The following is a 26,826-nucleotide window of genomic DNA, read 5'->3' on the forward strand; positions in this document are numbered from 1 at the left end:
CTTAATTTTAGTGTTTTATTGAATAAATTGAAATAATAACATTCATTAAACAAGTTATCCGATTAAATTAATACTATTTCTCTAATGCAGGATCATTACTTAAATGTTTTAAAAAAGCGAAAAAAGAAAGGACTGAAGATGAATGGATTTTGATTTAACGAAAGAACAAGCTATGATACGTAAGTTGATTCGTGATTTTGCAAAAGCTGAAGTAGCTCCCGGAGCAGATGAGAGGGACCGTACCGGTGAATTTCCAAAGAAGATATTCGAGCAATTAGCGGAACTGGGTATGATGGGTCTTCCTTTTCCTGAACAATATGGGGGCGCTGAGGCAGATACAATCAGCTTTGCCATTGTTGTAGAAGAGTTAAGCCGTGTGTGTGGATCTACAGGTATCACCTACTCTGCACATATTTCTTTAGGGGGAGCACCTATTCATTTATTTGGTACGCATGAGCAAAAGGAGCAATATTTAACTCCACTGTGTACAGGGAAATACCTAGGGGCTTTTGGCTTGACTGAACCAAATGCTGGTTCTGACGCAGGAGGCACACAAACGACTGCAACGCTTGATGGGGATCAATGGATGCTTTCTGGTTCTAAATGTTTTATAACCAATGCAAGCTATGCCCAAAACCTCGCAATCACTGCTGTTACGGACCGAACAAAAGGAACGAATGGAATTAGTGCGTTTATTGTGCCTACTGATACAACTGGCTTTACTGTCATTAACAATTATGAAAAGATGGGTCTTCACGCTTCAAATACAACAGAGTTAGTTTTAGAAAATGTAAGCGTTCCCAAAGAAAATATCCTTGGTGTAGAAGGAAATGGTTTTAAACAATTTTTGGCCACTCTTGATGGCGGGAGAATTGGCATTGGAGCGATGGCTGTTGGAATTGCTCAGGGGGCTTATGAAAAGTCACTTCAATATGCGAAAGAAAGAAAACAATTTGGCAAAAGCTTATCCGCATTCCAAGCTATTCAATTTAAGCTTGCTGATATGGCTATGAATATTGAATTAGCACGCAACATGGTTTACAAAGCGGCGTGGCTGAAAGATCAAGGAAGATCATTTAAAAAGGAAGCGGCCATGGCTAAATTATATGCTTCGGAAATATGCATGAGAGTTTGTGATCAAGCCGTACAGATCCATGGCGGATACGGCTATATGAAAGAGTATCAAGTTGAGCGGTTCTTCCGTGACGCCAAACTTTTAGAGATTGGGGAAGGAACCTCTGAAATACAACGAATGGTTATAGCACGTGAAGTGGGTTGTTAAGAAAAAACATTATTAAATATCAATATTAAAAAGGCGGATCTCCTGAATGGGTGAGGCAATGCAAGTCACGCTAGGAAATCTGCTGGAACAGGTGACGATTGAGCGTCCTGAACATGAGGCAGTTGTTTATCCTGACCGAAACCTTCGTTATACCTATAAGCAGTTTGATCACTTTTGCAGGAAAGTGATCAATGGATATATGAAGTTAGGAATTAAAAAAGGGTGATCATCTGGCCATAGGTACAACGGGATTTCCTAAAGATGTCATGCTCACACATATCAACTTGGTCAACAATGCAATGAATATAGCACCCTGCATGAATTTGACTCATCAGGACCGCATGTGTATACCAGTACTTTTCTTCCACTGTTTCAGTGGTGTACTTGGAACAATGACTTGCGTATGTGTAGGAGCAGCCATGGTTCCGGTCCAAGAATTTGGTGCATTGTCTGTTCTGAAAGCTGTGCAGAGAACTGCACCGCTTTACACGGAATCCCTACCATGTTTATCGCTGAATTAAATCATCCCGTCTTCAATGAATTTGATTTATCATCTTTACGAACAGGGATCATGGCTAGTTCTTCGTGTCCGGCCGAAAATATGAGAACGGTTACAGAGAGGATGGGGATCGGGAAATTACAGGATGCAGGTCGGATTCTGAACTTGCAAAGTGAAATGTTAATTAGAGACATACAGTAAAGGGAGGCAAAGTATGTTTAAAAAGGTTTTGATTGCTAATCGAGGAGAAATCGCAGCTCGGGTTATGCGAACATGTAAGTCGTTAGGTGTTGCTACGGTTGGGGTTTACTCGGAAGCCGATATGGAGGCACCACATGTGAAAATGGCAGATGAGGCTTACTTGCTTGGAGGACCAAAGGTAGCAGAAAGCTATTTAAACATCGATAAAATTTTAGAAATTGCCCGATTTTCTAAAGCAGAGGCTATTCATCCCGGATATGGTCTTCTCTCAGAAAATACGAAATTTGCCCGCCGTTGTGAGGAAGAGGGGCTGGTATTTATCGGTCCTTCCCCTGAAGTAATTTCTCGGATGGGCAGCAAAATTGAATCGAGGAAGGTAATGGAAGAAGCGGGTATCCCAATTGTTCCGGGAATAGCCTATCCGTTAGCAGATGCGGAAGAAGCAGTGCGGGTAGCCGATCGTATCGGGTACCCGATAATGCTCAAAGCCTCAGCCGGTGGAGGCGGTATTGGAATGCAAATTGTTCGCAATGCAGACGAGATTCACAAAGCATTTGCTGGAAACCAAAAACGAGCAACAGATTTTTTTGGTGATGGTGCAATGTATATAGAGAAATATATAGAAAATCCAAGGCATATTGAGATTCAAATCCTGGCTGATGGATTTGGGGATACCGTTTACTTATGGGAACGTGAATGTTCGATACAGCGCCGCAATCAGAAAGTAGTCGAGGAAGCACCATCATCGTTTCTAGATGACATTACTCGCAGCAAAATGGGAGAAGCAGCAGTAAAAGCGGCCCAATCAATCAAGTACCAGAATGCTGGGACGATTGAGTTTTTAGTTGATGAAAACAAGAACTTCTACTTTCTTGAAATGAATACCCGTCTGCAAGTGGAGCATCCGGTCACAGAAGAAATTACTGGATTGGATTTGGTTGCTGAGCAGCTTCGGATTGCAGCGGGAGATTCACTAGGTTTTGCACAGGATGATGTTAAATGTGAGGGACATGCGATTGAGGTAAGAATCTATGCAGAGGATCCTAAAACGTTTTTTCCATCTCCAGGAACCATTACGAAATTATCCTTACCTGAAGGTCCGGGAGTTCGGCATGAATTAGCTGTACATGGTCAATCGGTCGTTACGCCTTTTTATGACCCGATGATTGCAAAGCTTGTGGTAAGAGGCAAAAATCGCGACGAGGCGATTGACTGTTTGCAAGAAGCGCTAGCCCATTATCAAGTTGAGGGGATTAAAACAAATATTTCAATGTTACAAAAAGTTGCCGCGCACCCGGCATTCCGTGCAGGAGATACGACAACCAGCTTTGTGACAAAGTATTTATAAGGAAACTAAGAAACCGCAATGAACCGAGAGAAATAGGGGGAATAAACGTGAATCAATTGTTAGCAAACATGGCAGGGACCGTATGGAAGATTCTTGTGAAAAATGGGGATCAGGTAGAAGAAGGGCAGGATGTGGTTATCTTAGAATCAATGAAGATGGAGATTCCAATTGGAGCCGAATTTGATGGGACTGTCAAAGAAATAAAAGTCAATGAAGGAGATTTTGTTAATGAAGGAGACGTGTTAGTTGAATTTGAATAACATTCCACAAAAAGATTTTGGGTGGGATGAAGTGAGGGATAGCGATGAATTGGCCAGCAAGTGTAATGATAAAAGAGGTAGGGCCGCGGGATGGGTTACAAAATGAGAAGGTTTTTGTTTCGACGGAGGATAAAATTGCTTGGATCAATCAATTGTCTTCCACTGGATTGAAATATATTGAGATTACTTCCTTTGTTCATCCAAAGTGGATCCCTGCCCTGTCTGATGCTGCGGAGGTGGCAAAAGGTATTACGCGAATGCCGGGTGTAGTTTATACAGCTCTTGTTCCGAATCGTAAAGGGCTGGAACGGGCGCTGGAATCCAACATTGATGAGGCAGCTGTATTTATGTCAGCCAGTGAAACACATAATCAAAAAAATATTAACAAATCCATTGAGGATACATTTCCTATTTTAAGAGAAGTGGTACAACAATCACTCTCAGCAGGAAAGTCTACTCGAGGATATATTTCCACAGTATTTGGATGCCCTTATGAGGGCATCGTTCATATAGAGAAGGTCATTAGGGTTTCAGAAACGTTGTTTGAGATGGGAATTGGAGAGTTGTCACTTGGTGATACCATCGGTATAGCAAATCCGAAGCAAGTACAAGAAGTGTTAGAGGTCTTGTTAAAGCGTTTTCCTTCAGATAAATTTGCTCTACACTTTCATGACACTCGTGGTACAGCTTTAGCTAACATCCTAGTATCGTTAGATATGGGAATAGCCTCATTCGATGCCTCCCTTGGTGGACTGGGAGGATGTCCATACGCACCTGGGGCATCTGGCAATGTATCTACAGATGATTTGCTTTATATGCTGAACGGTATGGGGATTCACACAGGAGTGGATCAGGAAAAACTACTTTCTGCCTCGCGTTTTATTCAGGATAAGATAGGAAGGCCTTTACCTAGCCGAAGTCTGCAAGCCCGCGGTATAAATAAATAGGCCACAGGTTAATCAATATTCGTATAGGAGGGAGGAAGAAGATGGATAAAGCTGTATTGGTTTCAACAGTAGCAAATGGAATTACCCTCATTACTTTAAACCGTCCAAAAGCTGCTAACGCCTTATCGATACAAATGTTGAGCGAACTTCGAGAAGCAATTGCTGCATGTAAATTTGATTCATCAGTGCGCTGTGTACTAATCACTGGAGCCGGGGAGAAGATCTTTTGCGCAGGAGCAGATTTAAAAGAACGGGCCGGAATGGATCTCAGTCAGGTACGTAAAACTGTTTCTCTAATTCGTGAAAGCATTAATGAGTTAGAAGCTTTGCCACAACCAGTCATCGCAGTCCTGAACGGAGTCGCTTTGGGAGGCGGAATGGAATTGGCACTGGCTTGTGACATCCGGATTGCTTCAGAAACAGCCAAGTTCGGCCTTACAGAGACCTCGCTTGGAATTATTCCGGGTGCAGGCGGAACACAACGTTTGCCGCGATTGGTTGGAAAAGGGCGAGCCAAAGAGCTCATTTTCACTGCTAGACGGGTTGATGCCAGAGAAGCACGAGAGATTGGGTTAATCGAGTATGTAACACCGGTAGACTCACTTCTGGATAAAGCATTAAGTATAGCCAATCAAATCGTGCTGAATGCTCCCATTGCTATTGCTCAGGCGAAGTTCTCCATAGATAAGGGAATGAACGTGGATTTGAGTACCGGGCTTTCGATTGAACAAAATGCTTATGAATTAACCATTCCTACAAAAGATCGGTTAGAAGGCATACAAGCTTTCAAAGAAAAAAGACCTCCTGTATTTATTGGAAAATAATATGGAAGTTCAAAAGAGGAGGAAAAACAATGTCATCTGATGGGAAACCGATGCAGCAAACATTACAGGAAAGAATGGAACAGATTCAAAAAGGTGGAGCACTTAAATACCATCAGAAAAATCAGGAACGGGGCAAGCTGTTTGTTCGTGACCGCTTAAAGCTATTGTTTGATCAGGGGCTGGAGGTGGAGGATGCCTTATTTGCAAACTGCTTAGCAAAAGATCTGCCTGCTGATGGTGTAGTGACAGCGATGGGGAAGATCAATGGACAGATTGTCTGTGTGATGGCTAATGATTCGACTATAAAAGCGGGCTCTTGGGGAGCGCGGACCGTAGAAAAAATGATAAGGATTCAAGAAACGGCTGAAAAATTGAATGTACCGCTCGTCTATCTTGTAGATTCTGCAGGGGCGCGTATTACGGATCAAGTAGAGATGTTTCCTGGGCGCCGCGGAGCTGGCCGAATTTTTTATAATCAAGTTAAACTTTCAGGTAAAATACCGCAAATCTGCATTTTGTTTGGTCCGTCAGCTGCAGGTGGAGCTTACATCCCTGCATTTTGTGACATTGTTATCATGGTGGACGGAAATGCCTCAATGTATCTCGGATCCCCGAGGATGGCAGAAATGGTTATTGGAGAAAAAGTCACGTTAGAAGAGATGGGCGGTGCCCGCATGCATTGTTCAGTTTCAGGATGCGGAGATGTGCTAGCTAAAACTGAAGAAGAAGCTATTGCGATGGCTCGGGATTATCTCTCTTATTTTCCTGCTAATTTTTCTGAAAAACCGCCTGTTCAGGAAGCTTTAGCACCTAAGCATTTCGAGAAAACGTTAGAAGAGCTCATCCCATCCAACCAGAACACTCCATTTAACATGTACGATCTTATCAATGGAGTAATTGACGAAGGGTCATTCTTCGAGATCAAGAAGCTCTTTGCCAGTGAACTTATTACAGGTTTAGCCCGAATGGATGGAAAGCCGGTCGGCATCATAGCCAATCAGCCGCGAGTTAAGGGCGGAGTATTATTTCATGATACAGCGGATAAGGCAGCTAAATTTATCACCCTTTGTGATGCATTTCATATTCCACTTCTGTTTCTCGTTGATGTACCTGGCTTTATGATCGGTACCAAGGTAGAACGTGCAGGTATCATTCGCCATGGTGCAAAAATGATTTCGGCCATGTCAGAAGCGACTGTACCTAAAATATCAGTTATCGTCCGTAAAGCATACGGAGCAGGACTCTATGCCATGTGCGGACCTGCGTTTGAACCAGATTGTTGTCTTGCTCTGCCTACAGCTCAAATTGCGGTTATGGGACCAGAGGCTGCGGTAAATGCCGTATATGCCAATAAAATTGCCGAGTTACCGGAAAATGAACGGACCTCTTTTATTGAACAGAAACGGGAGGAATATAAGCAGGATATTGATATTTATAGACTAGCCTCTGAAATGGTTATCGATGGGGTTGTTCCGGCTAATTCGTTACGCGAAGAGTTAGTAACTCGGTTTGAAGCATATTCATCGAAGTATGTTATCTTTTCTGAACGAAAGCATCCGGTGTATCCGGTTTGACTTATGTATTACTTATATAAAAATTATTTTTAAAATAACATTTATTAAATGTCGTTCACTTGCGTTAAATCAATGTTGTTTTGTTTCTTCTTCATTATATAAAATAAACCTGATTAAAAGTGAATACATCTAGTGAGAAAAGTTGAAAGCAGCCGTTTGGCTGCTTTCATTGTTGTTGTATCCAATTTATCCAGCTACTTTAATCATGATCGCATCACCCTGGCCGCTTCTAGAACAGATGACTGCGATGCCAATCCCGCCGCCGCGACGTTTCAGTTCATAAGCTAGAGTCAAAATAATCCCGGCTCCGCTCGCACCGCTCGTATTAGGATTGGTACTTGGTCCAATGATCGAAAACAATCTGCGAAGAGCATTAACGCTTTCTAATGGCGATATCATGATTTTCTTTGAAAAGCCTATCTCACTTGTTTTTATTATTGTAGGCTTGCTATGGATTCTAACACCGATCTTACTGAAGTTAAGAGGGAAAAAAATGATCATTAATGAAGAAGGATAAACAGCGAACACATATATAAGAGACCCTGTTCTGAAGAAGAAGCATGTATAAAACTCTATCTAACAACAGGAGGGGTGAAGATGAATATTAGCAACACATTTGCCTAGTTAGTGGTCGAAATTAATAAAACCGCCCAGCAATTTCAGTCAAGTATTGTCATCAAAACAGACCATAAAAGCATTGATGCTAAAAGTATTTTAGGACTGACTTATTCCATCTTGAGCTCTGAAACGTTTGTTCTTGAAATCCACGGACCTGATGAGGAACAAGCGAAGAAAGAAATGATCCAAGTGTTTCATCGTTATAACGTTCATGCAGATATAAATGAATAATATGAAAACATGAACTTCTGAAAATCCATCAGGAGTTTTATATATAAAGGAAAGCGGAGAAATTGAAGAATAAAGGCTTCCATTGATGAACAGATTGGAGCTATTGGCCAGGTCGCTGTAGCAGCTGAACAGCTGACAGACCTCATCAAAAAAATAAATAAAATTGTTGATCAGTGCCTTATGTAAAAAAGTTTAGTGGTATTCAAATATTTGATTGAACATCATTAAAATTTAATATTTTATTAATGCCTGGATTTATAATATATTTAATCCAAAGCAAACATATTTTATACTTATTTCTAACAATTTTAAGTAATGATTACAATAGAGTTATGAAAACGAATTCAAGTTCTGAGTAGAGAGTGAATACGTAAAAAATTATAAAGCTGAATGACTCAAGTCACAATGCATTCAGTTCAGCCAGTAGCAGCAGAGGCTCATTTAACGCGGGCTATCGATCCACTTTTACAAAGAAAAGTTATATCCCGTTTAAGGCATTTTTTAAATGGTTGATGAGGTTATAGATAGTACAGAATGGGAGAGATGAAAGTGGACAATAAAAAAAACGTTATGAATCAGTTTGGTTTAAATGCGGCGAATTATGTTACAAGCAAAATGCATGCGCAAGGCAAGGATCTGGATCTTATGTTGCAGATAGCGGAGGGCAGGAATAATTCAAGTCTTCTTGATATTGCTACTGGTGGCGGCCATGTGGCGAACAAGTTAGCACCTCTTTTCAATGATGTTACAGCGTTAGATTTAACACCAGAGATGTTGGAAAACGCTAAAAACTTTATACAGTCAAACGGCCATAATAACGTTTCATTTGTACAGGGAGATGCAGAAAATTTGCCCTTTCCTGAGAAAAACTTTGATACTGTAACCTGCAGGATTGCTCCACATCACTTCTCAAACATCGATAGATTTATCAGCGAATCCTTTCGGGTTCTGACAGATGATGGCTTGTTCGTATTAGTCGATAATGTTTCCCCGGAATTAAACAAATACGATCAATTTTACAATTATATTGAGAAAAAAAGGGACCCTAGCCATTATCGTGCTTATAAAAAAACAGAATGGATTTCATGGCTGGAGCAAAAAGGGTTTTCAATTGAGATGTTTACTACTTTTAAGAAAAGGTTTGTATTTAATGAGTGGTGCCGTACGATGAACCTTTCGGACAAAGACAAAGAAGAATTAAATAGCTTTATCGTTGCCTCTTCGAAGGACATTCTGGAATTTTTCTCAATAGAAATTGAAAAGGATCAGGTTCGCTCCTTTCAAGGACAAGCAATTTTATTAGCAGCGGTAAAATAGAATAGATAAAATTTAATGGCGATGCCCTTGGTGGAGAAAAAAGTAATTGTTCAGTTGCAAAACGGCCTTCAGGCAAGAGGTGCTGCCCACTTTGTACAGAAAGCATCTAATTTCGAAAGTAATATTACAATCGTTTTGAAGCAGAGGAAATTTATCGCTGCAAAAAGCATAATGGGGGTTATGGCCTCCGCTATTAAAAAGGGAGAAGAAGTTATGTTAGTTGCTGATGGGAGCAATGAACAAAAGAGTGAGGCAGCCTTAGAGGCTTTTCTTTTAAATCAAGAATAACATGGGCATGCATAAACTTAACTGATTTTATTGGCCTAATGAATTCGACTTTAGCGAGTCCTTTGCTCACCGTTCAAGCAAAGGGCTTTTTATGTTCTTAAAAAAGGAAAATAGCTGTTCAGTAATAAAAAGTCCCGGACCCTACAAGAAAGTTATCCTTTGTAAGTCCGGGTTTAATGTTTAATTCACTACTACCTGATTAATCCGCTTCGAGATTGCATCTGCAAAGCCGGATGTTGACGCGCTGCCGCCCAGGTCTTTTGTTTTCACGCCGTCTTCAAGTGACTGATACAAGCCCTGCTCTACAAGCTGGCCCATCTCCTTCAGCTTTGGATCGTTATGGCGTTCTGCCAGCCAGTCCATCAGCATGACCGTGGAGAGCATCATGCCCGTTGGATTGCCGATATTTAAGCCGGCAATATCCGGTGCAGAACCGTGCGCCGCCTGTGCCATCGCAAGGTTATCATTTGAATTGATGGATGGAGCCAAACCCAGGCTGCCCACAAGTTCACCGGCAAGGTCAGAAAGAATGTCCCCATACATATTTTCCGTCACAATCACGTCAAAGTCTCTGGCACGGCGCACTAAATGGGCCGCCATGGCGTCAATATGGTAATCGTCTACGGTTACTTCAGGATACTGCTCCGCTACTTCCCGGCAAACTTTTAAAAACAAGCCGGTACTCAAACGAAGCACATTTGCTTTATGGACAATGGTTACTTTCTTGCGGCGCTGCATGGCCATTTTAAACGCGGCATGGGCAATACGTTCCGCCGCTTTTCGGGTAAAGACGCCGGATGTCACGACTACGTCTTCGGTAATCTGCCATTCACCATGTCCACTGTACATATTGCGGTCTGCATAAAAGCCTTCTGTATTTTCACGGTAGATCACTAGATCTGCTTCACCGACAACACTTTTAATGCCGGGCATTGTTTTGGCTGGACGGATATTGGCATACAAATCAAGGGAGTGGCGCAGGGCACCGCTTGGGTTCAGCTTAATTTTATGCTCAGGGGGATAAGCGGCTGAATCATGAGGGCCGAGAATCCATCCATGTGTATTTTTTAATGTTTCTGTTGTGATCTCCGGAAGAGGGTCGTTATGATGCTTGATTCCTTCCCACCCCATTGGCAGGTCAACCCAGTCAATGTCAACGCCCATTTTGTGGGCGGCTGTTTTGAAAACCTCTACTGTAGCGCTTACAATTTCAGGTCCGATGCCATCTCCATTTAGTACTCCTATACGATAAACAGTCATTATTAATCATTCCTCTCTTGACGATATTTTCAGCCTTGGTTAATGTTTCAAGAAAACTATAGCTATATCAAATAATGTAAATCAAAAAAAGGAATTAATAAAATAGATAAAATTGATAGTTATTGATCAATTTTTTTAATTTCACAGAAAGGAAAACTCTTTCACAATTTATTTTGGCGAAAAGTCCTGATAATATCCTTTTGCAAAATCAACAAATTCTCTTACCATTGCTAATTCTAAAAGTTCTTTACGGTATAACAGGCGGGTTTTCCAGATGATAGGTGAACCGCTGGTATCTTTCAGTATCCCTTTTTCTAAATGGTTATTCTTTTCTAATACAATACTAGGAACTATGCAATAGCCCAGCCCATTAAGAACCATCCTTTTTGCAATCTCGACATTATCAACATTCATATTGCTGATAGGAGGTCTTGAAAAGTTATCTTGCCACCAATTATTTATAACCATTTCCAGTGCAGGATCAGTCTGGTAGCTGATTCTTCGCATAGAAGGAAGGTCGTTTAAGTCAATTTCTTGTGCAGAAAGTATGGAAATGTTTTCTTCTGTTATAATGATGTCTTCGTGCGGTGAATGATGGTCTCCCCGGACAATACCGATGTGAGAATCTTGCTTGTAAACGGATTGGACGACATCAATATTTACGCCAGTGTTGACGTAAAATTCAACTTTAGGAAAGTTTTCATTAAAAGCCTTTAACATTTGAGGCAATTCGTAAAAAGCAAAAGTCCTTGAAATACTTAAGCGTAAAGTACCCCGCACTTCATTTTCTTTATTCCATAAAAGTTCTTCAATGTTTTGCTGTTGTTTTAACATATCTTTTGCGTATTCTACTAATATCTCTCCTTGTTCTGTGAAGTCTACTCCTCTCCTGCCTCTGTAAAAAAGTTTAACATCAAATTCTTTCTCAATCTGTTGGAGCCGATAAGTCAAAGTAGGCTGTGAAATATATAACTGTTCGGCTGCTTTGGTAATATTTTTCTCTTGGAAGACCTTTTCTAAAATAAGCCAATCTTTTTTGTCCATCATTTTCCTCCTTAAGAAATAAAAAAATTCTATCCATTTATATAGAAATTAAATATTTTATTAATTTCTATAATTATAATATATTTACTGTGTAGCAGGTAATCTTTTTTAAAAGGCACTTATAATTTATCGTTATTGAAAACGGATTCAAACAGCCGGGAGGTAAAGGATTTGGCAAAAGAAAATTATCGAATTGGGCTTATTCACGCAACGATGAATTCAGTTCCGCCGATTTTAGAGGCATTTCGTGAACATGCTCCCCATGTTACATTAGTGAACTTTATGGATGAAAGTTTAATCTTTGAATTAAACGAAACGCATACAGTAACGAAAGACATGATTAGGCGATTAATGAATTTAGCTGAAAAAGCTGCCAGCCATGGAGTAGATGGGATATTGCTGACATGCTCTTCTTTTACGCCGGCCGTTGCGGAAATCAGCCACTTGTTTGACGTTCCGATGTTAAGTGCTGATCTAAGCATGCTTGAGCAGGCAGTAGAGATGGGAAGCCGTATTGGGGTAATTGCCACTGTAGAAGCCGCTGGACCTACAACTACAAAATTATTAGAAGGAATTGCGGCTCAACGTCAAAAGAATGTTTTCATTGAAACCGCTGTTATTTATGAAGCGTTTGAAGCATTACAAAATCGACAAGCTGCTAAACATGACGAGCTTATTCACCAGAAAGTAGAAGAGTTATCTTCGGATTGCGACGTTATCCTTTTTGCACAATTTTCTATGGCTCAGGCGCTTAAAACACTAAAAGTTAAATCAAAGCCAATATTGACCAGTCCCGAAATCAGCGTAAAAGCAATTGTTAATGCAGTAACAAAAAAGGAGGCTGTTTTAAATGATTAATGTTGAGGTAATGCATGTAACTTCCCTGATCGAGGGAAATCCTGTTAAACAATCAGAAGAAAAAGTGATGGATGTCATCAGCCCATTTAATGGAGAAGTAGTTGGAAAAGTGAGTTTAGCTTCGAAAGAGGTTGCTGAAAGAGCAATAGAATCAGCTTACCAAACTTTTCACCATACGATGAAGAAAATGCCAGCTTATCAGCGTGCAGATATTTTACGAAAAACAGCAGATTTACTAGAAGAAAAAACAGAAGAATTTGCACAAGTTCTTGTTTTAGAAGCAGGAAAGCCAATTCGAGACGGCCGAGGGGAAGTAGGAAGAGCTGTACAGGTTCTTCGTTTTGCAGCGGATGAAGCCAAAAAAATTGAAGGAGAACTTGTTCCAATGGATGCAGCCATTGGTGGAGAAAACCGAATTGGAATGGTTCGCCGTCTGCCAATAGGTGTTATTTCTGCTATTACACCATTCAATTTCCCTTTAAACTTGGCTTTGCATAAGCTGGCACCAGCGTTTGCTGCAGGGAATACGGTCGTTTTAAAACCAGCAGGCAAAACACCGCTCACAGCTTATATGCTTGTAAAGCTATTTGAAGAAGCGGGGCTGCCTAAAGGTGCACTGAATTTGGTAATCGGTAACGGGTCAGAAATTGGGGATGTTTTAGTCACAGATTCGCGTATCAGCAAAATCACGTTTACTGGAAGCCCTTCTGTTGGAATTGACATTCGTCAAAAAGCTGGATTGAAAAAAGTAACATTAGAACTTGGGTCAAATTCACCAAACATTTTATTTAATGATGGGGACGTTAAGGCAGCTGCAACAGGGTTAGTACGGGGAGCATTTGCTTTCTCCGGACAGGTCTGTATTTCAGCACAGCGTATTTATGTACAAAAAGAGGTTTACCGGGAATTTTTAGATCAATATGTTTCTATGGTAAAGAACTTGGTAATTGGCAATCCAGCAGAAGAATCAACGGATATTGGGCCAATGATTAGTGAAAAAGAAGCCATCCGTGCGCACAACTGGATCCAGGAAGCTGTAAAAGCAGGTGCAAAGCTGGCGACTGGCGGCAACAGGAATGGAACATTGCTGGAGCCAACAATTCTTGTAGATGTTCAGCCAGATATGAAAGTAGTGTGTGAGGAAACATTTGCGCCGATTGTTTCTGTGATTCCATTTGAAACAGAAGAAGAAGTGATTGAAATGGCAAATGATTCTGTATTCGGATTGCAGGCAGGGGTATTCACTAATGATATTAATCGCGCTATGCGGATAGCTGAAGGGCTTGAAACAGGAGGCGTTTGGATTAATGAAACCTCTACATATCGTCAAGATAATTACCCTTATGGTGGAGTTAAATTAAGCGGTGTTGGAAAAGAAGGCGTTAAATATGCAATTGAGGATATGACGGAAATCAAGTTTATTGGTATTAAATTAAGCTAAGTAAAACTCGTCATGTATATCTTGCGTTCACGTATTGTCAGGAAAATATCCCTCATAGAGGAATTAGATTAAAAATTATAAGCGCCGAAGGTACAAAACACGCAGTTAAAGGCATAACCGAAAGTAAATTTATAAATATTAAATTGTCTTAAGGAGGAATTGATCATGGGAATTTCATATTTTCGTACAGCTGGAACGCTCATTACAGGAACAGGATCAATAGCTGAAGTAGGGGAGCAGGCTAAGAAATTAGAAGCAACGAAAGTGATTATTGTAACGGATAAAATTATCCGTGAAACAGGTCTTTTGTCTAAAGTGACAGAACCACTGGCTGCGGCTGGCCTGGAAGCAGATATTATCGATGATGTGGTACCAGAACCGCCATTTGAAAATTTAGAGCAGCTGGCTGCACAGATTGAAGGAAAAGGCTATGACCTGCTTGTAGGTGTAGGAGGCGGCAGTGCATTAGATATCACAAAAGTGCTTTCCGTTATGCTGACAAATAAAGAGGATGTGCGTGATTTTGTCGGCATTGAGAAAGTAAAGAATCCGGGGGTTCCTACAATTCTAGTGCCGACTACAGCCGGTACTGGCTCGGAAGTGACGTATAATGCTATTTTTACCGATACACGAGACAAAGTGAAAAAAGGAATTGTCAGCCCATACCTGCTTCCAAGTGTGGCTATTGTGGATGCTGAACTGACATTGACTGTTCCTCCAGCAGTTACAGCGGCAACTGGAATGGATGCGTTAGTGCATGCTGTAGAATCTTATACGGCTATTCGTGCAGGAGAACTAACAGACGGCATCGCTTTACAGGCGATCAAGCTGATTTCCCGCTCGATCCGTAAAGCGGTTTATAACGGAAAAGATCTAAAAGCACGCGAAGATATGGCAATGGGCAGTCTTCTGGCGGGGATCTCCCTTGGAAATGCAGGGGTCGGAGCCGTCCATGCGTTAGCATATCCTCTTGGTGGAAAATTTAAGGTTCCACACGGTGTAGCGAATTCTCTCCTGCTGCCGTATGTCATGAAATACAATGTAGTAGCGGACTTGGAAAAATTTGCAGAGGTAGCAGAAGCGCTTGGAGAAAACATTGAAGGATTATCGCTTCGTGAAGCTGCAGACCGTGCTGTTACGGCGCTTGCCCAGCTGTCTCAGGATGTTGGCATTCCTTCCAGCTTGAAAGAGGTAGGCGTAACAGCTTCCGATATCCCAGCTTTGGCAGAAGAAGCGAGCAAAGTCGATCGTCTATTAAATAACAATCCAAGATGGCTGACAGTGAAAGAAATCCAGAAGATTTATGAAGAAGCATACGGCGCTGTTGAAGAGCCATCTCTTACTTGATAAGCTCCGTTAAGCAAACACGTCCAGATTCATTGAAATAAATGAATCAGCAGGAGGCAAAATTATGAGTTATTTTTCAGAACTAAAAAGCAAAAAAGTAGTGATTGTCGGCGGAAGCAAGGGAATTGGCAAAGATATGGCCCTTGCCTTCGCTGAGTTAGGATCAGACGTTATCATTACTGGCAGAAACGAACAGGATCTTCAAGAAGCAGCAGCGAAACTGCAACAGCACAATCCTCAATGTTCGTATTTAACAGCTGATATCCAGGATGTCCAGCAAATTTATGAAATGATCGATCATGCTCATGAACGTCTCGGCCGGATTGATGTGCTGGTGAATAATGCAGGCATTAATATTGCGAAGCCGTCTTTAGAAGTGACAGAAGAAGACTGGGACCGGGTGCTCGATACGAACTTAAAAGGAACGTTTTTTTGTACCCAGCGGGCCGGCAAATATATGATTGAGCAGGGACATGCCGGTAAAATCATTAATATTGTGTCCCAGATGGCATTCGTTGGTTACATCAAACGTGCAGCCTACTGCTCCAGCAAAGGCGGAGCGGTGCAGCTGACAAAAGCTTTGGCTGTTGAATGGGCTCCCCATCAGATAAAAGTGAATGCGGTAGCCCCGACATTTATTGAGACGGATTTCACCAAAGCGATGTTTGAGGATCCAGACTTTCATCAGGATGTATTGAATCGGATACCACTTGGTTCATTAGCCAAGCCAAATGATGTGACAGGGGCGGTTCTATTCCTGGCTTCGGATATGGCGAATTTTATTACAGGGGAAACCATTCGGGTAGACGGCGGCTGGACAGCAATATAAGTATAATAGACTTGTACGATTATAATTAATAGTCTCGATATTTCGGGTGCCTCCTTGGTTTATAGAATAAGAATGTTTTCTTATTCTATAAACCAAGGAGGCTTTTTTGTCACAATAAGAAGGAGGCCCTTTTATGAAAGCTGTTGTCGCGACTCAATTCGGAGCTCCAGACGTATTAACCTATACCGACATTGACCAGCCTCAGGCGGGTCCCGGTCAAGTGCTCATCAAAGTGGAAGCCTACAGTGTGAACTTCAGTGATATTAAAACACGGCGGGGATCCAAAGGAAATGGGAAGGTCCCTTACGTGCCAGGAATTGATGCAGCAGGAGTCATTACAGAAGTAGGCGAGAACGTACACGGTCTTACCGTTGGGCAAAGAGTAATAGCCTTTCCCAAAGGCGGAGCTTATGCTGAGTACGCGGTGGCGCCTGCAAATCTTACCTTCCCTATTTCAGAAAAAATTGATTTTTTGACGGCCGCAGCGGCACCCATTGCTTCGTTTACGGCTTACCAGCTTTTGGCGGACGTTGCACGCATTCAGGCAGGGGAAACCGTCTTGGTTCATGCAGCCAGCGGAGGTGTAGGGACAACGGCCATTCAATTTGCAAAGCTGCTAGGTGCCGGCAAAGTGATCGGTACTGTAAGCAGAGATGAAAAAGCAGCCGTTGTTTTAGAAGCTGGAGCGGATCATGTTATTAATAGATCGGCAGAAGACTTTGCCAAAAAAACACTTGAATACACAAACGGTATTGGCGTCAATATTATTTTAGACTCTATTGCAGCGGAAGTGACCGAGAAAAGCCTGGACTTGCCTGGCGATGTTCGGAAGAATTGCACACTTTGGCAATGCCGGGGGAAAAAGCGGGTTGATTCAAACGAAAGACCTTCATGCAAGCTGCCGGTCTATACGCGGCTTCAGCTTTGGGACTGTAAGAAAGCACAAGCCGGAACTTGTACAGCCTGTTGCGTCACAAATTATTCGTTATCTGGAAGAAAAGCGTTTAAACATGATGGTTGGCCATACATATAAACTGGCTGATGCAGCCAAAAGCCATACGTTAATCGAAAAAAGAAAAAGTAAAGGCAAAATTGATTTAATTCCTCCTTATTCTGAATTAAATCAATCCCTGCAGCTGCAACAGTTTTCAAGGTTTAAGAAAATTAATAAAAAAGAGATTTAAAGAAACAGTGAACCGGCAAGATTTGAAAAACAATCAAATAAGCTATGCTTTTATGTTCCAATCATAGAAGAGAAGAATGGGAGAGATCCAAAGATGACGAACCTTAAACAAGCTGCACTACAATGTATGGAGAAAAAAAGGGGGAAATCGAAATTCAATTTTAAGTTACCGTACAAAATATGAATGATTTAAGTTTAGCTTATTCTCCGGGCGTTGCAGAACCTTGTTTGGAAATCAAAAAGGAATCAATAAGATACTATTTTTACAATGAATTATTAAATTTTTCTATACCTTCTATGTTAACCGCGAGATTACGGTCAGTCTGGATAGTAGAAATAAAAATTTTCTATCCTAATGTATCAAAATATCGTATTTTCTTAATGAAAATACCTCACGTATACTAAGTTATATAAACTGAGTAGGAGGTTTTGTGGATGTCTTTAACGTTAGCTCATGCAGTAGTGGAAATTAATGAAATAGCATCAAAGTTTAAATCAAGTATCGTTATTAAAACAGATGAAAAAATGATAGATGCGAAGAGTATGCTGGGTTTGTCATACTCAATCCTACACTCAAAAGAGTTTCATCTTGAGATTCATGGTCCAGATGAAGAAGAAGCAAAAAAAGAGATGATGATAATATTTTGGAAATACAATCTACCGATTGGAATAAACGAATAAACGGGAGGCATTTAAAGCCACCGTTTATTCGTTTAATTTGCTTTTTTTATTTCCTTTAGTTGTCATAATAAGATAGCAGGCAGTTGTTTTATTTACTTTCCGAGCGAGAGATCCCGCGATTCTTTAAGAGTGAGATAGTTCTTAAGAGCCTTGAATGAACAGGCTTAAAGGTTATTCTTATTGTTTCTCTTGTGAATGGAGCAGAAATTTTTATTGCTAGTTTTCGACTGTTTTGTAACCGTTTACATAAAAAATCTGATTGATGCAGCATGCGCTCCTGTATATTTATGATGGGATTTATCTCCGGGTGCTATGTCCATTAGTTCCTGTGAAGACATTTGGTAAATCTATAGCAGGATCTTTTTTACGAAAACGAATAAAATAAAAGTAACTGGGCTGGTATTAGTAAATCAAGTATACATTTTTATAAATAAGATAAATATAAAGGAAATTAGAGGTGGATGTATGGGGGGAATTGCATGTATTTTTTCTGGGGAGGAAGAAAAGGGAAAAAAGCAAAAGAGATGAAATTTGTAATAGCTGACGAGGAAAGGCTAGGCATCATTACAGATACTGAACTAAGGGATATTATCCATTCAACAGAGAAAGACGTCATTTTTCTATGTATTGGATCGGATCGTTATATTGTTGACTCTCTTGGTCCGTTGGTTGGAACCATGCTTCAAGAAAATAAAAGCTTTTCCTATCATGTGTACGGAACACTTGATTGTCCAGTACATGCACTCAATCTGGAAAAGAATTCAAAAGAAATAAACCAACAGTTTCCCAACTCTCTTCTTATCGCGGTAGATGCATGTATCGGTGAAAAAAAGGATGTAGGCAAGGTAATTATAGAAAAAGGGCCACTATTTCCCGGAAAGGCAATGAATAAGCAGCTTGTTGAAGTAGGAGACTATCATATTAAAGCTGTAGTGAGTCATATAGACAAAAGAGACCCTAACCACTTTTTTGAAAGTCTACGATTGCACACAGTTATGACTATGGTACAAAAAGTGTCTTCATTAATTATAAGTTGTACAACTCAACAGAAAGAAAAAATTAACCCCGATAAGGAGCATTCATCATAAAATACAAAGGATTATAAGAAGTATTGCACTTTTTTCATTATGTTTGAAACATTCTATCTTGGTGAGCTGGGGATCCATATAATAGCAATCGTAGATTAACCTTGCGAAAATTATATTTACTATTATAACTATATCCGTATCCCAACCAAATTAGACAATCAGCTGTCGATTGCATACACACCACCGTTGTTCATGTAGCTAATAGTCGTAAAGCTATGTCTAAACTTATGTGGTGACGATCCTGACTAGACCAGCAGGATGAGTGAAAAATGATTAAGACCTTTTCCTTCTTGTTAGGAGAATAGAGTATAAGATTTTAATAACCATCACAACCATTTTGCCTGCAAAGGCTAGTGATTATGATGGTTTAATCCATTTCTACTTCTTGATTATCTTTTTAAAAAAGTTAAGTCTTTTAAATGTTCAGTTGCTTTAATAAGAAAATCGGATGCGCCAAAACTGCCTGACTTTAACACAATGAGCATATCTCGGCCAAAGGCAAGTCCAGAAGGGACACCAGTCGCAATCTCTTCAAGAATAAAATTTCCTTTAATACCTAACTTTCTGCTTATCGTACCGGATGTATCGCCTCCTGCAACAACAAGCCTTTTTAAATTAACGGCATCTACAGCCTGCAATGTAATATCGGCTAAGAGAGAAGAAACCATTTTGCTGATAGTTAGAGGTTCAATGTTTTCCAGATGTCCCATTTCTTTTGTTTGCTGAACAATTTCAGGGTTATTGTCAGCCATTAAAAGGACATCTTCTCCACTTTTCAACTTTTCAATGGTTTGTTGCAATGCGCTGTCCAATTCCTCCTGGCGTTTTGCAGCAGAAAAAATAGTCCGGGAATCAATTACAATGGATGGACATCCATTCTTGATTAGCATAGCTGTTTGTTCGCGGGTTTGCGGTGTCAGACTTCCCGATACAATCAAGACACCATTCTTATCCTTTACGTTTAGCGTCTCTAGAGGGCTTTCCAGCTGTTCTGTCGGCAGGAATTTTGGAAGTTCTTCTCCAAGAGCAGAGCTTCCACACAACACTTTAATGTCTTTCACTGCTTCTGCGATAATGGTCAAATCATCTTGTGTTTCAGCGTCAATAATGCAGTAGTTAAAGTTCTCTTTTTGTTTCCCGATTTCATCCTTTAAAAATGCTGCTCCTTGTCTTACTGTTCCTAGTTGAATCGAGGTTACTTTCCTATTAGTCTGTTCTTGTAAAATGGAAACGAGGTTCGACTGGCGCATTGGATGAACGGGATCATTCGCAAATTCGGAATTTTCTAATCTGTTTCCATGTACTGTGTGGATGCTGTTCACTGTTTTGCGTCCGTTTTTGGGAAAAGCGAGTACTATAACGGCAAATTCTTCATTAAGTGCATCAAGCATCGCATCAAATTCCTTGCCGATATTGCCGCGGAAAACGGAACAAGTTTTATTGAAAAAACGCGTACACGGCAACTTTTTCAATGCTTTAGTAGCTGCGTATACTTTTTGGTAGCTGAGATTAGGTGCATCCAGCCGGCTGTCCGTATCAACAATTACTACATTGGCATCTTTTTTTAATTCCATTTCTTCATTAAAAGCGATAACCTTTACAGTCCAGTTGTTTTTACTAAACATAATACCAATATCATTTGCACCGGTTGTATCGTCGGCTACAACCCCAATAATGTTGTTCATATATATTCCCTCTTTCCCGCTATAGGTTTACTGGATGAAATTTTTCAACTAAACTCTTAATACTTATTTCGCCACCTGTTAAAAGAGGAATAAACAATTGAAAGTCATTCAGTGACCGGATCATTAATAATTTTACGATTACAATCTCACCTCAATTGTCCGATAACTCGTTCATTTTTCTCTGTATTAAAACACCATGTATATAAATTTTTTCAGCTAATAAGCTTTCAAAGCTTTTATATTCATTTCTGTATAAACAGTTATCTTCTCTTTTGGGCTATCTTCTGAATGGGGCGGATGTTATTGGGCCTTCTGCCAAAGTAATAGTGACGCCAATTCTTTCTCTGTTCAACCATCCGTTTTAACACTGTGTCATCGATATTTATAAGGCACTATTGATTTTTTTACGCGGCTTGTAACGAGAATCATCCAGGAAGCTGGTCACTACTTGATCCGGAATCAAGGTTAGTTTCACTCCCGCTTCTTTTGCTTTTAATATCATGCGGCAGGCCATCTCCAAGGTTTCTAACCGCATCAGTGCATCATCAATTGTGTCGTCAAAAACAACAACTCCATGGTTCCGCATCATAATGATATTAGCGGACAGTGCCTGTTCTGCTATGGCCTGGCCCAGCTCGACTGTACCAGGGTGAAAATAATCGGCATACGCAATATGTTCTAAGTAATACATCGTTTCAATAAACAGCTCTGAATGAATTTTTTCATTGCTGCAGGCAAAAAGGGTTGTATAAAAAGGAGAAGAGTGCAGAATGACCTGGGCATCTGGCCGGTTCGCATAAATACCGGAATGCATAGGCGTTTCTTTCGAAGCTTTTCGCGCTCCTAATTTTTCACCTGTTTGGATATTCCATTGAACAAAATCATCTTCCGTCAATTGGGCCATTTTAGTGCCTGAAGCTGTGATCAACATGTGCTCGTTATCCAAACGCATGCTCAGATTACCGGAAGTTCCCCAAGCTAGCTGATGATTTATTAAATACTTTCCTGCTTGAATCAGTTCATTTTTTGGATTCATAAATAAACTCCTTATATATTAAATATCTTTGTGAATTGCTGAATTCTCCTGGATATTTATGTGAGTTTTATGGATTCTTATTTCCTGCTGTACAGCTATATCCCATCCCGTCAAGTTATCAAATTCCGTTTGTAAATAATTTAGAGTAGAAGAGGGCCTGATTCTATTTGGGGATTGAGCATTGCTGTTTAGTCCCCAAACGGTTTTGGAAATGACCATATTTTTTGCAGCTTTAATGACTTCTTTTTTTAGAACCATGAAAATCCCGCATTTTTAAAAAATCCCGGATTTTACAATAGATAGGCACTATTGTAAAATCCGGGACAAGTAATGCCTTAACTCAAAACAGACTGATTAATCCGCTCTGAGATCGCATCTGCAAAGCCAGATGTTGATGCGCTGCCGCCCAGGTCTTTTGTTTTCACGCCGTCTTCAAGTGACTGATACAAGCCTTGCTCTACAAGCTGGCCCATCTCCTTCAGCTTTGGATCGTTATGGCGTTCTGCCAGCCAGTCCATCAGCATGACCGTAGAAAGCATCATGCCCGTTGGATTGCCGATATTTAAGCCGGCAATATCCGGTGCAGAACCGTGCGCCGCCTGCGCCATCGCAAGGTTATCATTTGAATTAATGGATGGAGCCAGGCCCAGGCTGCCCACAAGTTCACCGGCAAGGTCAGAAAGAATATCCCCATACATATTTTCCGTCACAATCACGTCAAAGTCTCTGGCACGGCGTACCAAATGGGCCGCCATGGCGTCAATATGGTAATCGTCTACCGTTACTTCAGGATACTGCTCCGCTACTTCCCGGCAAACTTTTAAAAACAAGCCGGTACTCAAACGAAGCACATTTGCTTTATGGACAATGGTTACTTTCTTGCGGCGCTGCATGGCCATTTTAAACGCTGCATGGGCAATACGTTCCGCCGCTTTTCGGGTAAAGACGCCGGATGTCACGACTACGTCTTCGGTAATCTGCCATTCACCATGTCCGCTGTACATATTGCGGTCTGCATAAAAGCCTTCTGTATTTTCACGGTAGATCACTAGATCTGCTTCACCGACAACACTTTTAATGCCGGGCATTGTTTTGGCTGGACGGATATTGGCATACAAATCAAGGGAGTGGCGCAGGGCACCGCTTGGGTTCAGCTTAATCTTATGCTCAGGAGGATAAGCAGCTGAATCATGAGGGCCGAGAATCCAGCCATGTGTATTTTTTAACGTTTCTGTTGTGATCTCCGGAAGAGGGTCGTTATGATGCTTGATTCCTTCCCACCCCATTGGCAGGTCAACCCAGTCAATGTCAACGCCCGTTTTGCGGGCGGCTGTTTTGAAAACCTCTACTGTAGCGCTTACAATTTCAGGTCCAATGCCGTCTCCAGCGAGTACTCCTAGACGATAAATAGTCATTTCAATAACTTCCTCTCTTGAATAAAGTAGATGCTAAGTTCCGTAAAGCAGTAGTGAACTTTCTATATCTAATGTAAAGGATTTAAAGAAATAAATAAAATATTGTTTTTTGATATTAAACGATTCAATTTTTCAATATCTAAAACTTTATATAAATCCTTCATTTTATGGTTATTTCAGGAACTTTGAAGGTTGTTAAACTTACGATTAGTTTAAAGATAACAAGGGGATTATTGAATACTTTCATAAGAAACAGCAGCGAATTGGAAAGAAAGTAGATAAGGAATTAATAATTTCTATAGGTTTAGATTAGGATTCCCTATTTTATTTATTCCTTAACTTGTACTAAAGTAATAGCCAGAAAGAAGTTATCTGCAGGATGAAAGTGAAGAATAAATACGAAAGGAAAAAAAGGCGGAGAGGGAGGCTATTCAAAATTTAAATATTGGGTTGTAAATGATCGTTAATTTCAATGAAGAGAATTCATGAATTCCCTTCATTTGAGAAATCAGTAAGCACTGTATTTGATTTTTTTTGAAAGCGTTATCTTAAAGCTGGAAGAAGGAAGTCGTCTTTAGGCAGTGAAAGGAGAGAGAAAAATGACAGTTGAAAACCAAGAAAAAATGAGTATTGGGAAGCAATTTGAAGATGTCCCAACGACTTGTATTTCAGATGCGCTGCAGGGGATGAACAATTTGTCATCAGCGATTAAACCGCTTAAAGAAGAATACCGTGTTGCCGGGCGGGCTTTTACAGTGAAAATGCCAGTTGGGGATAATTTGGTCGTGCTGAAAGCCATCAGGGAAGCAAAACCAGGCGATGTTTTGGTCATTGACGCAAAAGGAGATACATACCGGGCAATAGCGGGTGACTTTATTGTTGGAATGGCGCAAACGCTTGGCATCAAAGGAATCATCGTAGATGGCGTGATTCGGGATGTAGTCGGTATTAAAGAATTAAATTATCCCGTTTTCTGTAAAGGAACAACCATTGCAGCAAGCGGCAAGGCGGGAGATGGAGAAGTAAACGTGCCTATTTCCTGTGGCGGTGCTACGGTTCGACCTGGGGATATTGTGGTGGGTGATGCCGATGGTGTTATCGTTATTCCACAGGAAAGGGAAGAAGAAGTGCTGAAAGAATCGTTAGAAAAAGTAGATAAAGATGTAAAGCGAGCTCAGAAAGTCTCAGGAGATACAGAAGAAATCATAGCATATCTGGATCGCCTTTTATCACAATGAAACAGGCTAGAAGCCTGGCCTGTTTCATAAGAGAAATATTTTTCTTTGCCCGGAGTTAAGGATCAAGTTTCTAACTAGGCATCTTATAGAATTGGATATCGTTTGCAAAAGTGCGGCAGTTTAAAGAAGCAGCATAGAGACTACTAATTAAGATTATCTATTAAAGATAAAATGGGAAGTTCTATTTAGAAACTCAAATTCACAAAATACCCCTACGCATTTGCTGTTCAATTACAAAAAAAGCATATTTTGAAAGCGTGCTCAAAGAAAGAGGGAACATATCTATGTTATCAATTTTAGGATTCGCAACCATACTGTTTTTTATGTTTATGGTTATGACAAAACGATTGTCTGCATTTATGGCTATTGTCATTTCACCGATCATATTTGCTGTGATTGGCGGATTTGGAGCAGGGCTCGGCCCGATGATGATGGAAGGGGTAGAGCTGGTTGCTCCAACAGCTGTCCTTCTACTGTTTGCAGTTCTATATTTTGGTATTATGATGGACGCTGGTTTGTTTGACCCTATTTCTCGAAAAATCCTGCAAGTAGCCAAGGGAGACCCAGTAAAAATTATCGTCGGTACTGCTATTCTGGCTCTGATGGTTGCGTTAGACGGAGACGGAACGACCAGCTATATGATCATTGGTTCAGCTATGTTGCCAATTTACAGAAAAATCGGAATAAATCCTCTTATATTAGCAACAATTTCTGTGATGGCGCTTGGAACTATTTCAGGCATGACCCCATGGGGAGGGGCAGCCACTAGAGCAATCAGTGTCTTAGGGCTGGATGCATCAGAATACTTTGTACCGTTAATTCCTGCTATTGTCTGTGGGTCAATCTGGATTTTATTGACGGCCTACGTTATGGGACTAATGGAAAGAAAACGAATTGGAACGGAGCTTATTAACAAGGCAGCTCAAGAACTAGCTATGACTTCTACAGCAGAAGCTCAGTATCAGACACCGAAGCTCATTTGGGTAAACTTCTTATTAACGTTAACATTGATGATCGCTCTTGTTTTAGGATTGGCGCCACTGCCGATTTTATTTATTTTAGGTACTGTAATAGCGTTACTCTTAAACCACCGCCAACTTGATGATCAGAAAAAAATAATTAAAGAGCATGCCAGCAATGCCGTACCAGTTGTCATGTTGGTACTGGGAGCAGGGATTTTTACAGGTATTCTATCATCCACAAAAATGGTAGACTCTATGGCATCTGATCTGTTAAGTATTGTTCCTGACTCATTTGGTCCGATTTTTACTGTTATTGTAGCGCTAATCAGTTTGCCACTAAGCTTTTTAATGTCAAACGACGCATTTTTCTTTGGTGCACTGCCTGTATTGGCACAATCTGCTGCCGAATATGGAATAAGTCCAATGGAGATAGCAAGAGCAGGAGTAATCGGGCAGCCATTACATTCTATGGGACCAACTTCAGCTCCATTATGGGTTTTATTGGAGCTTGTAAGAAGAGATTTAGGATCATTTCAACGGTTTGCTCTGATTCCTGTCACGATACTCTCATTGATGCTGATAATATTTACTATAGTAACTGGTGCAATTTCAATTAATCTTTAAAAATTGATCCATTAATAAACCGCTATACTTAGGGATTTGTCAAAGAACCTATTAAAAAAGACAAAGCAGCCTTAAAATTAAATATTTGAGGCTGCTTTTTCCTACAGTTTGAAATTGCCGCTTACTAGTTGTAATTTTTATATATTCAATAAATTTTTCAGCAGCAAGAGAGTAATGTTAGAGACTTGACTGCAATCCTAATAAGCCGATCCTATTCTGATTGCAGGCTAAGAATATTTATTTTATGCACTGTGCTTTGAAGAATTAATTCAACTGTGGAATTTATGCCTAGTTCATTTCCGACCTCCGACCAATCCAAAGAACAGTTAGCTTCTACTGAGATAACTGCAAATTCTGCTAAAGAGTTAGATGTATTAGCAATGAAGTTAAATGACCAGATTAATAAATTCAAAATAAAATAGGACGGTTTATCCTTATCATTTACAATAAATTTATTGAAAAAGAGGGGGTTTTCCAGCATAAACTGAATGTATCAAAGGTACAATTAGATAATGCTGGAATCGATTAGAGGTGGATATATTGGAGATTAATATTAATCTTATAATTACGATCGTTTTAATTTTGGGTGCCTTTGCTTCGATTGTAGCTTGCATAAATACACTGACCATTCTTAAAGATTTAGCTGAAATTAAGGAAAAATTAGATATCAAAGAAGAAAAGAAGCCTTCTTTCCTCGATAAGGACCTTGATAATCATTAAGTATACTAGATCTCAAACAACCTTGC

23 protein-coding genes and 4 pseudogenes are annotated in these 26,826 nt (G+C 40.4%); 21 read left to right on the forward strand and 6 right to left on the reverse strand.

Annotated features, from left to right (window positions below):
- The first annotated feature begins 142 nt into the window (after positions 1 to 142).
- The 7 genes and pseudogenes from RRU94_RS16735 (at position 143) to RRU94_RS16765 (ending at position 6,935) form a co-directional block, all read left to right on the forward strand.
- Positions 143 to 1,282 (forward strand): acyl-CoA dehydrogenase, encoded by a 1,140-nt coding sequence (locus RRU94_RS16735; protein ID WP_315692012.1) that lies wholly within the window; start codon positions 143 to 145, stop codon positions 1,280 to 1,282.
- A gap of 46 nt (positions 1,283 to 1,328) precedes the next feature.
- Positions 1,329 to 1,913: pseudogene (locus tag RRU94_RS16740) on the forward strand (AMP-binding protein); the annotation flags it as partial.
- A gap of 82 nt (positions 1,914 to 1,995) precedes the next feature.
- Positions 1,996 to 3,330 (forward strand): acetyl-CoA carboxylase biotin carboxylase subunit, encoded by a 1,335-nt coding sequence (locus RRU94_RS16745; RefSeq protein ID WP_315692013.1) that lies wholly within the window; start codon positions 1,996 to 1,998, stop codon positions 3,328 to 3,330.
- Between the two features lie 41 nt (positions 3,331 to 3,371).
- Complete coding sequence (locus tag RRU94_RS16750) at positions 3,372 to 3,590, forward strand: acetyl-CoA carboxylase biotin carboxyl carrier protein subunit (RefSeq protein WP_315696011.1); 219 nt, start codon at positions 3,372 to 3,374, stop codon at positions 3,588 to 3,590.
- Between the two features lie 44 nt (positions 3,591 to 3,634).
- Positions 3,635 to 4,537: a hydroxymethylglutaryl-CoA lyase gene (locus RRU94_RS16755; protein ID WP_315692014.1), complete on the forward strand. Its 903-nt coding sequence runs from the start codon at positions 3,635 to 3,637 to the stop codon at positions 4,535 to 4,537.
- 41 nt (positions 4,538 to 4,578) lie between these two features.
- A complete protein-coding gene (locus RRU94_RS16760) occupies positions 4,579 to 5,361 on the forward strand; it encodes an enoyl-CoA hydratase (RefSeq protein ID WP_315692015.1) in 783 nt (260 codons plus the stop codon).
- Between the two features lie 50 nt (positions 5,362 to 5,411).
- Entirely contained in the window at positions 5,412 to 6,935 is a 1,524-nt protein-coding gene (locus tag RRU94_RS16765; protein ID WP_410492981.1) for an acyl-CoA carboxylase subunit beta, read from the forward strand.
- Positions 6,936 to 7,121: 186 nt separating this feature from the next.
- Here RRU94_RS16765 and RRU94_RS16770 read toward each other — a convergent pair.
- A pseudogene (locus tag RRU94_RS16770) lies at positions 7,122 to 7,253 on the reverse strand (acetyl-CoA C-acyltransferase); the annotation flags it as partial.
- On the opposite strand from RRU94_RS16770, the pseudogene RRU94_RS16775 reads away from it, so the two are divergent.
- The 4 genes and pseudogenes from RRU94_RS16775 to RRU94_RS16790 form a co-directional block, all read left to right on the forward strand.
- Positions 7,243 to 7,452, forward strand: a pseudogene (locus RRU94_RS16775) (tripartite tricarboxylate transporter permease); the annotation flags it as partial. The pseudogenes RRU94_RS16770 and RRU94_RS16775 sit on opposite strands and share 11 nt — an antisense overlap.
- 110 nt (positions 7,453 to 7,562) lie before the next feature.
- Positions 7,563 to 7,784 carry an HPr family phosphocarrier protein gene (locus RRU94_RS16780; protein WP_315692017.1) on the forward strand — a complete coding sequence of 74 codons (222 nt, stop codon included), beginning with the start codon at positions 7,563 to 7,565 and terminating at the stop codon, positions 7,782 to 7,784.
- Positions 7,785 to 8,333: 549 nt separating this feature from the next.
- Entirely contained in the window at positions 8,334 to 9,101 is a 768-nt protein-coding gene (locus RRU94_RS16785) for a class I SAM-dependent methyltransferase (protein ID WP_315692018.1), read from the forward strand.
- Between the two features lie 21 nt (positions 9,102 to 9,122).
- A complete protein-coding gene (locus RRU94_RS16790; protein ID WP_410493049.1) occupies positions 9,123 to 9,389 on the forward strand; it encodes an HPr family phosphocarrier protein in 267 nt (88 codons plus the stop codon).
- A 180-nt stretch (positions 9,390 to 9,569) separates the two neighbouring features.
- Here the strand turns inward: RRU94_RS16790 and RRU94_RS16795 are convergent, their stop codons facing one another.
- Together RRU94_RS16795 and RRU94_RS16800 are read right to left on the reverse strand one after the other, a co-directional pair.
- Positions 9,570 to 10,649 (reverse strand): isocitrate/isopropylmalate dehydrogenase family protein, encoded by a 1,080-nt coding sequence (locus tag RRU94_RS16795; protein ID WP_315692019.1) that lies wholly within the window; start codon positions 10,647 to 10,649, stop codon positions 9,570 to 9,572.
- 168 nt (positions 10,650 to 10,817) lie between these two features.
- Positions 10,818 to 11,693 (reverse strand): LysR family transcriptional regulator, encoded by an 876-nt coding sequence (locus tag RRU94_RS16800; protein ID WP_315692020.1) that lies wholly within the window; start codon positions 11,691 to 11,693, stop codon positions 10,818 to 10,820.
- A 171-nt stretch (positions 11,694 to 11,864) separates the two neighbouring features.
- Between RRU94_RS16800 and RRU94_RS16805 the strand changes: the two genes are divergently transcribed.
- The 7 genes and pseudogenes from RRU94_RS16805 to yyaC all read left to right on the forward strand — a co-directional run bounded on the left by RRU94_RS16805 (position 11,865) and on the right by yyaC (position 19,120).
- The gene (locus RRU94_RS16805) at positions 11,865 to 12,551 is read left to right on the forward strand and encodes an aspartate/glutamate racemase family protein (protein ID WP_315692021.1); all 687 of its coding nucleotides are present in this window, start codon (positions 11,865 to 11,867) and stop codon (positions 12,549 to 12,551) included.
- On the forward strand, positions 12,544 to 13,992 hold the full coding sequence (locus tag RRU94_RS16810; RefSeq protein ID WP_315692022.1) for an aldehyde dehydrogenase family protein: 1,449 nt from the start codon (positions 12,544 to 12,546) through the stop codon (positions 13,990 to 13,992). Before RRU94_RS16805 ends, RRU94_RS16810 begins: the two co-directional genes overlap by 8 nt.
- Before the next feature lie 165 nt (positions 13,993 to 14,157).
- Positions 14,158 to 15,339 (forward strand): iron-containing alcohol dehydrogenase, encoded by a 1,182-nt coding sequence (locus tag RRU94_RS16815; RefSeq protein ID WP_315692023.1) that lies wholly within the window; start codon positions 14,158 to 14,160, stop codon positions 15,337 to 15,339.
- A 64-nt stretch (positions 15,340 to 15,403) separates the two neighbouring features.
- Positions 15,404 to 16,168, forward strand: coding sequence for an SDR family NAD(P)-dependent oxidoreductase (locus RRU94_RS16820; protein ID WP_315692024.1), 765 nt, complete (start codon positions 15,404 to 15,406; stop codon positions 16,166 to 16,168).
- Between the two features lie 133 nt (positions 16,169 to 16,301).
- A pseudogene (locus tag RRU94_RS16825) lies at positions 16,302 to 17,352 on the forward strand (quinone oxidoreductase family protein).
- A gap of 434 nt (positions 17,353 to 17,786) precedes the next feature.
- Positions 17,787 to 18,032 carry an HPr family phosphocarrier protein gene (locus RRU94_RS16835; protein ID WP_315692025.1) on the forward strand — a complete coding sequence of 82 codons (246 nt, stop codon included), beginning with the start codon at positions 17,787 to 17,789 and terminating at the stop codon, positions 18,030 to 18,032.
- A gap of 479 nt (positions 18,033 to 18,511) precedes the next feature.
- Positions 18,512 to 19,120 (forward strand): spore protease YyaC, encoded by a 609-nt coding sequence (gene yyaC / locus RRU94_RS16840; RefSeq protein ID WP_315692026.1) that lies wholly within the window; start codon positions 18,512 to 18,514, stop codon positions 19,118 to 19,120.
- Between the two features lie 389 nt (positions 19,121 to 19,509).
- On the opposite strand, the gene RRU94_RS16845 is transcribed toward yyaC, so the two are convergent.
- From RRU94_RS16845 to RRU94_RS16855, 3 genes are all read right to left on the reverse strand, one after another.
- Positions 19,510 to 20,805, reverse strand: coding sequence for a four-carbon acid sugar kinase family protein (locus RRU94_RS16845; RefSeq protein ID WP_315692027.1), 1,296 nt, complete (start codon positions 20,803 to 20,805; stop codon positions 19,510 to 19,512).
- A gap of 382 nt (positions 20,806 to 21,187) precedes the next feature.
- Complete coding sequence (locus tag RRU94_RS16850; protein WP_315692028.1) at positions 21,188 to 21,841, reverse strand: class II aldolase/adducin family protein; 654 nt, start codon at positions 21,839 to 21,841, stop codon at positions 21,188 to 21,190.
- Positions 21,842 to 22,176: 335 nt separating this feature from the next.
- Complete coding sequence (locus RRU94_RS16855) at positions 22,177 to 23,256, reverse strand: isocitrate/isopropylmalate dehydrogenase family protein (protein ID WP_315692029.1); 1,080 nt, start codon at positions 23,254 to 23,256, stop codon at positions 22,177 to 22,179.
- 599 nt (positions 23,257 to 23,855) lie between these two features.
- Between RRU94_RS16855 and RRU94_RS16860 the strand changes: the two genes are divergently transcribed.
- The 3 genes from RRU94_RS16860 (at position 23,856) to RRU94_RS16870 (ending at position 26,800) form a co-directional block, all read left to right on the forward strand.
- Positions 23,856 to 24,494, forward strand: coding sequence for an RraA family protein (locus tag RRU94_RS16860; RefSeq protein WP_315692030.1), 639 nt, complete (start codon positions 23,856 to 23,858; stop codon positions 24,492 to 24,494).
- A 284-nt stretch (positions 24,495 to 24,778) separates the two neighbouring features.
- Positions 24,779 to 26,080 carry a CitMHS family transporter gene (locus RRU94_RS16865; protein ID WP_315692031.1) on the forward strand — a complete coding sequence of 434 codons (1,302 nt, stop codon included), beginning with the start codon at positions 24,779 to 24,781 and terminating at the stop codon, positions 26,078 to 26,080.
- 540 nt (positions 26,081 to 26,620) lie between these two features.
- The gene (locus tag RRU94_RS16870) at positions 26,621 to 26,800 is read left to right on the forward strand and encodes a hypothetical protein (RefSeq protein ID WP_315692032.1); all 180 of its coding nucleotides are present in this window, start codon (positions 26,621 to 26,623) and stop codon (positions 26,798 to 26,800) included.
- Positions 26,801 to 26,826 lie beyond the last annotated feature (26 nt).

It is taken from the genome of Domibacillus sp. DTU_2020_1001157_1_SI_ALB_TIR_016 (assembly GCF_032341995.1).
GTDB lineage: Bacteria > Bacillota > Bacilli > Bacillales > Domibacillaceae > Domibacillus > Domibacillus indicus_A.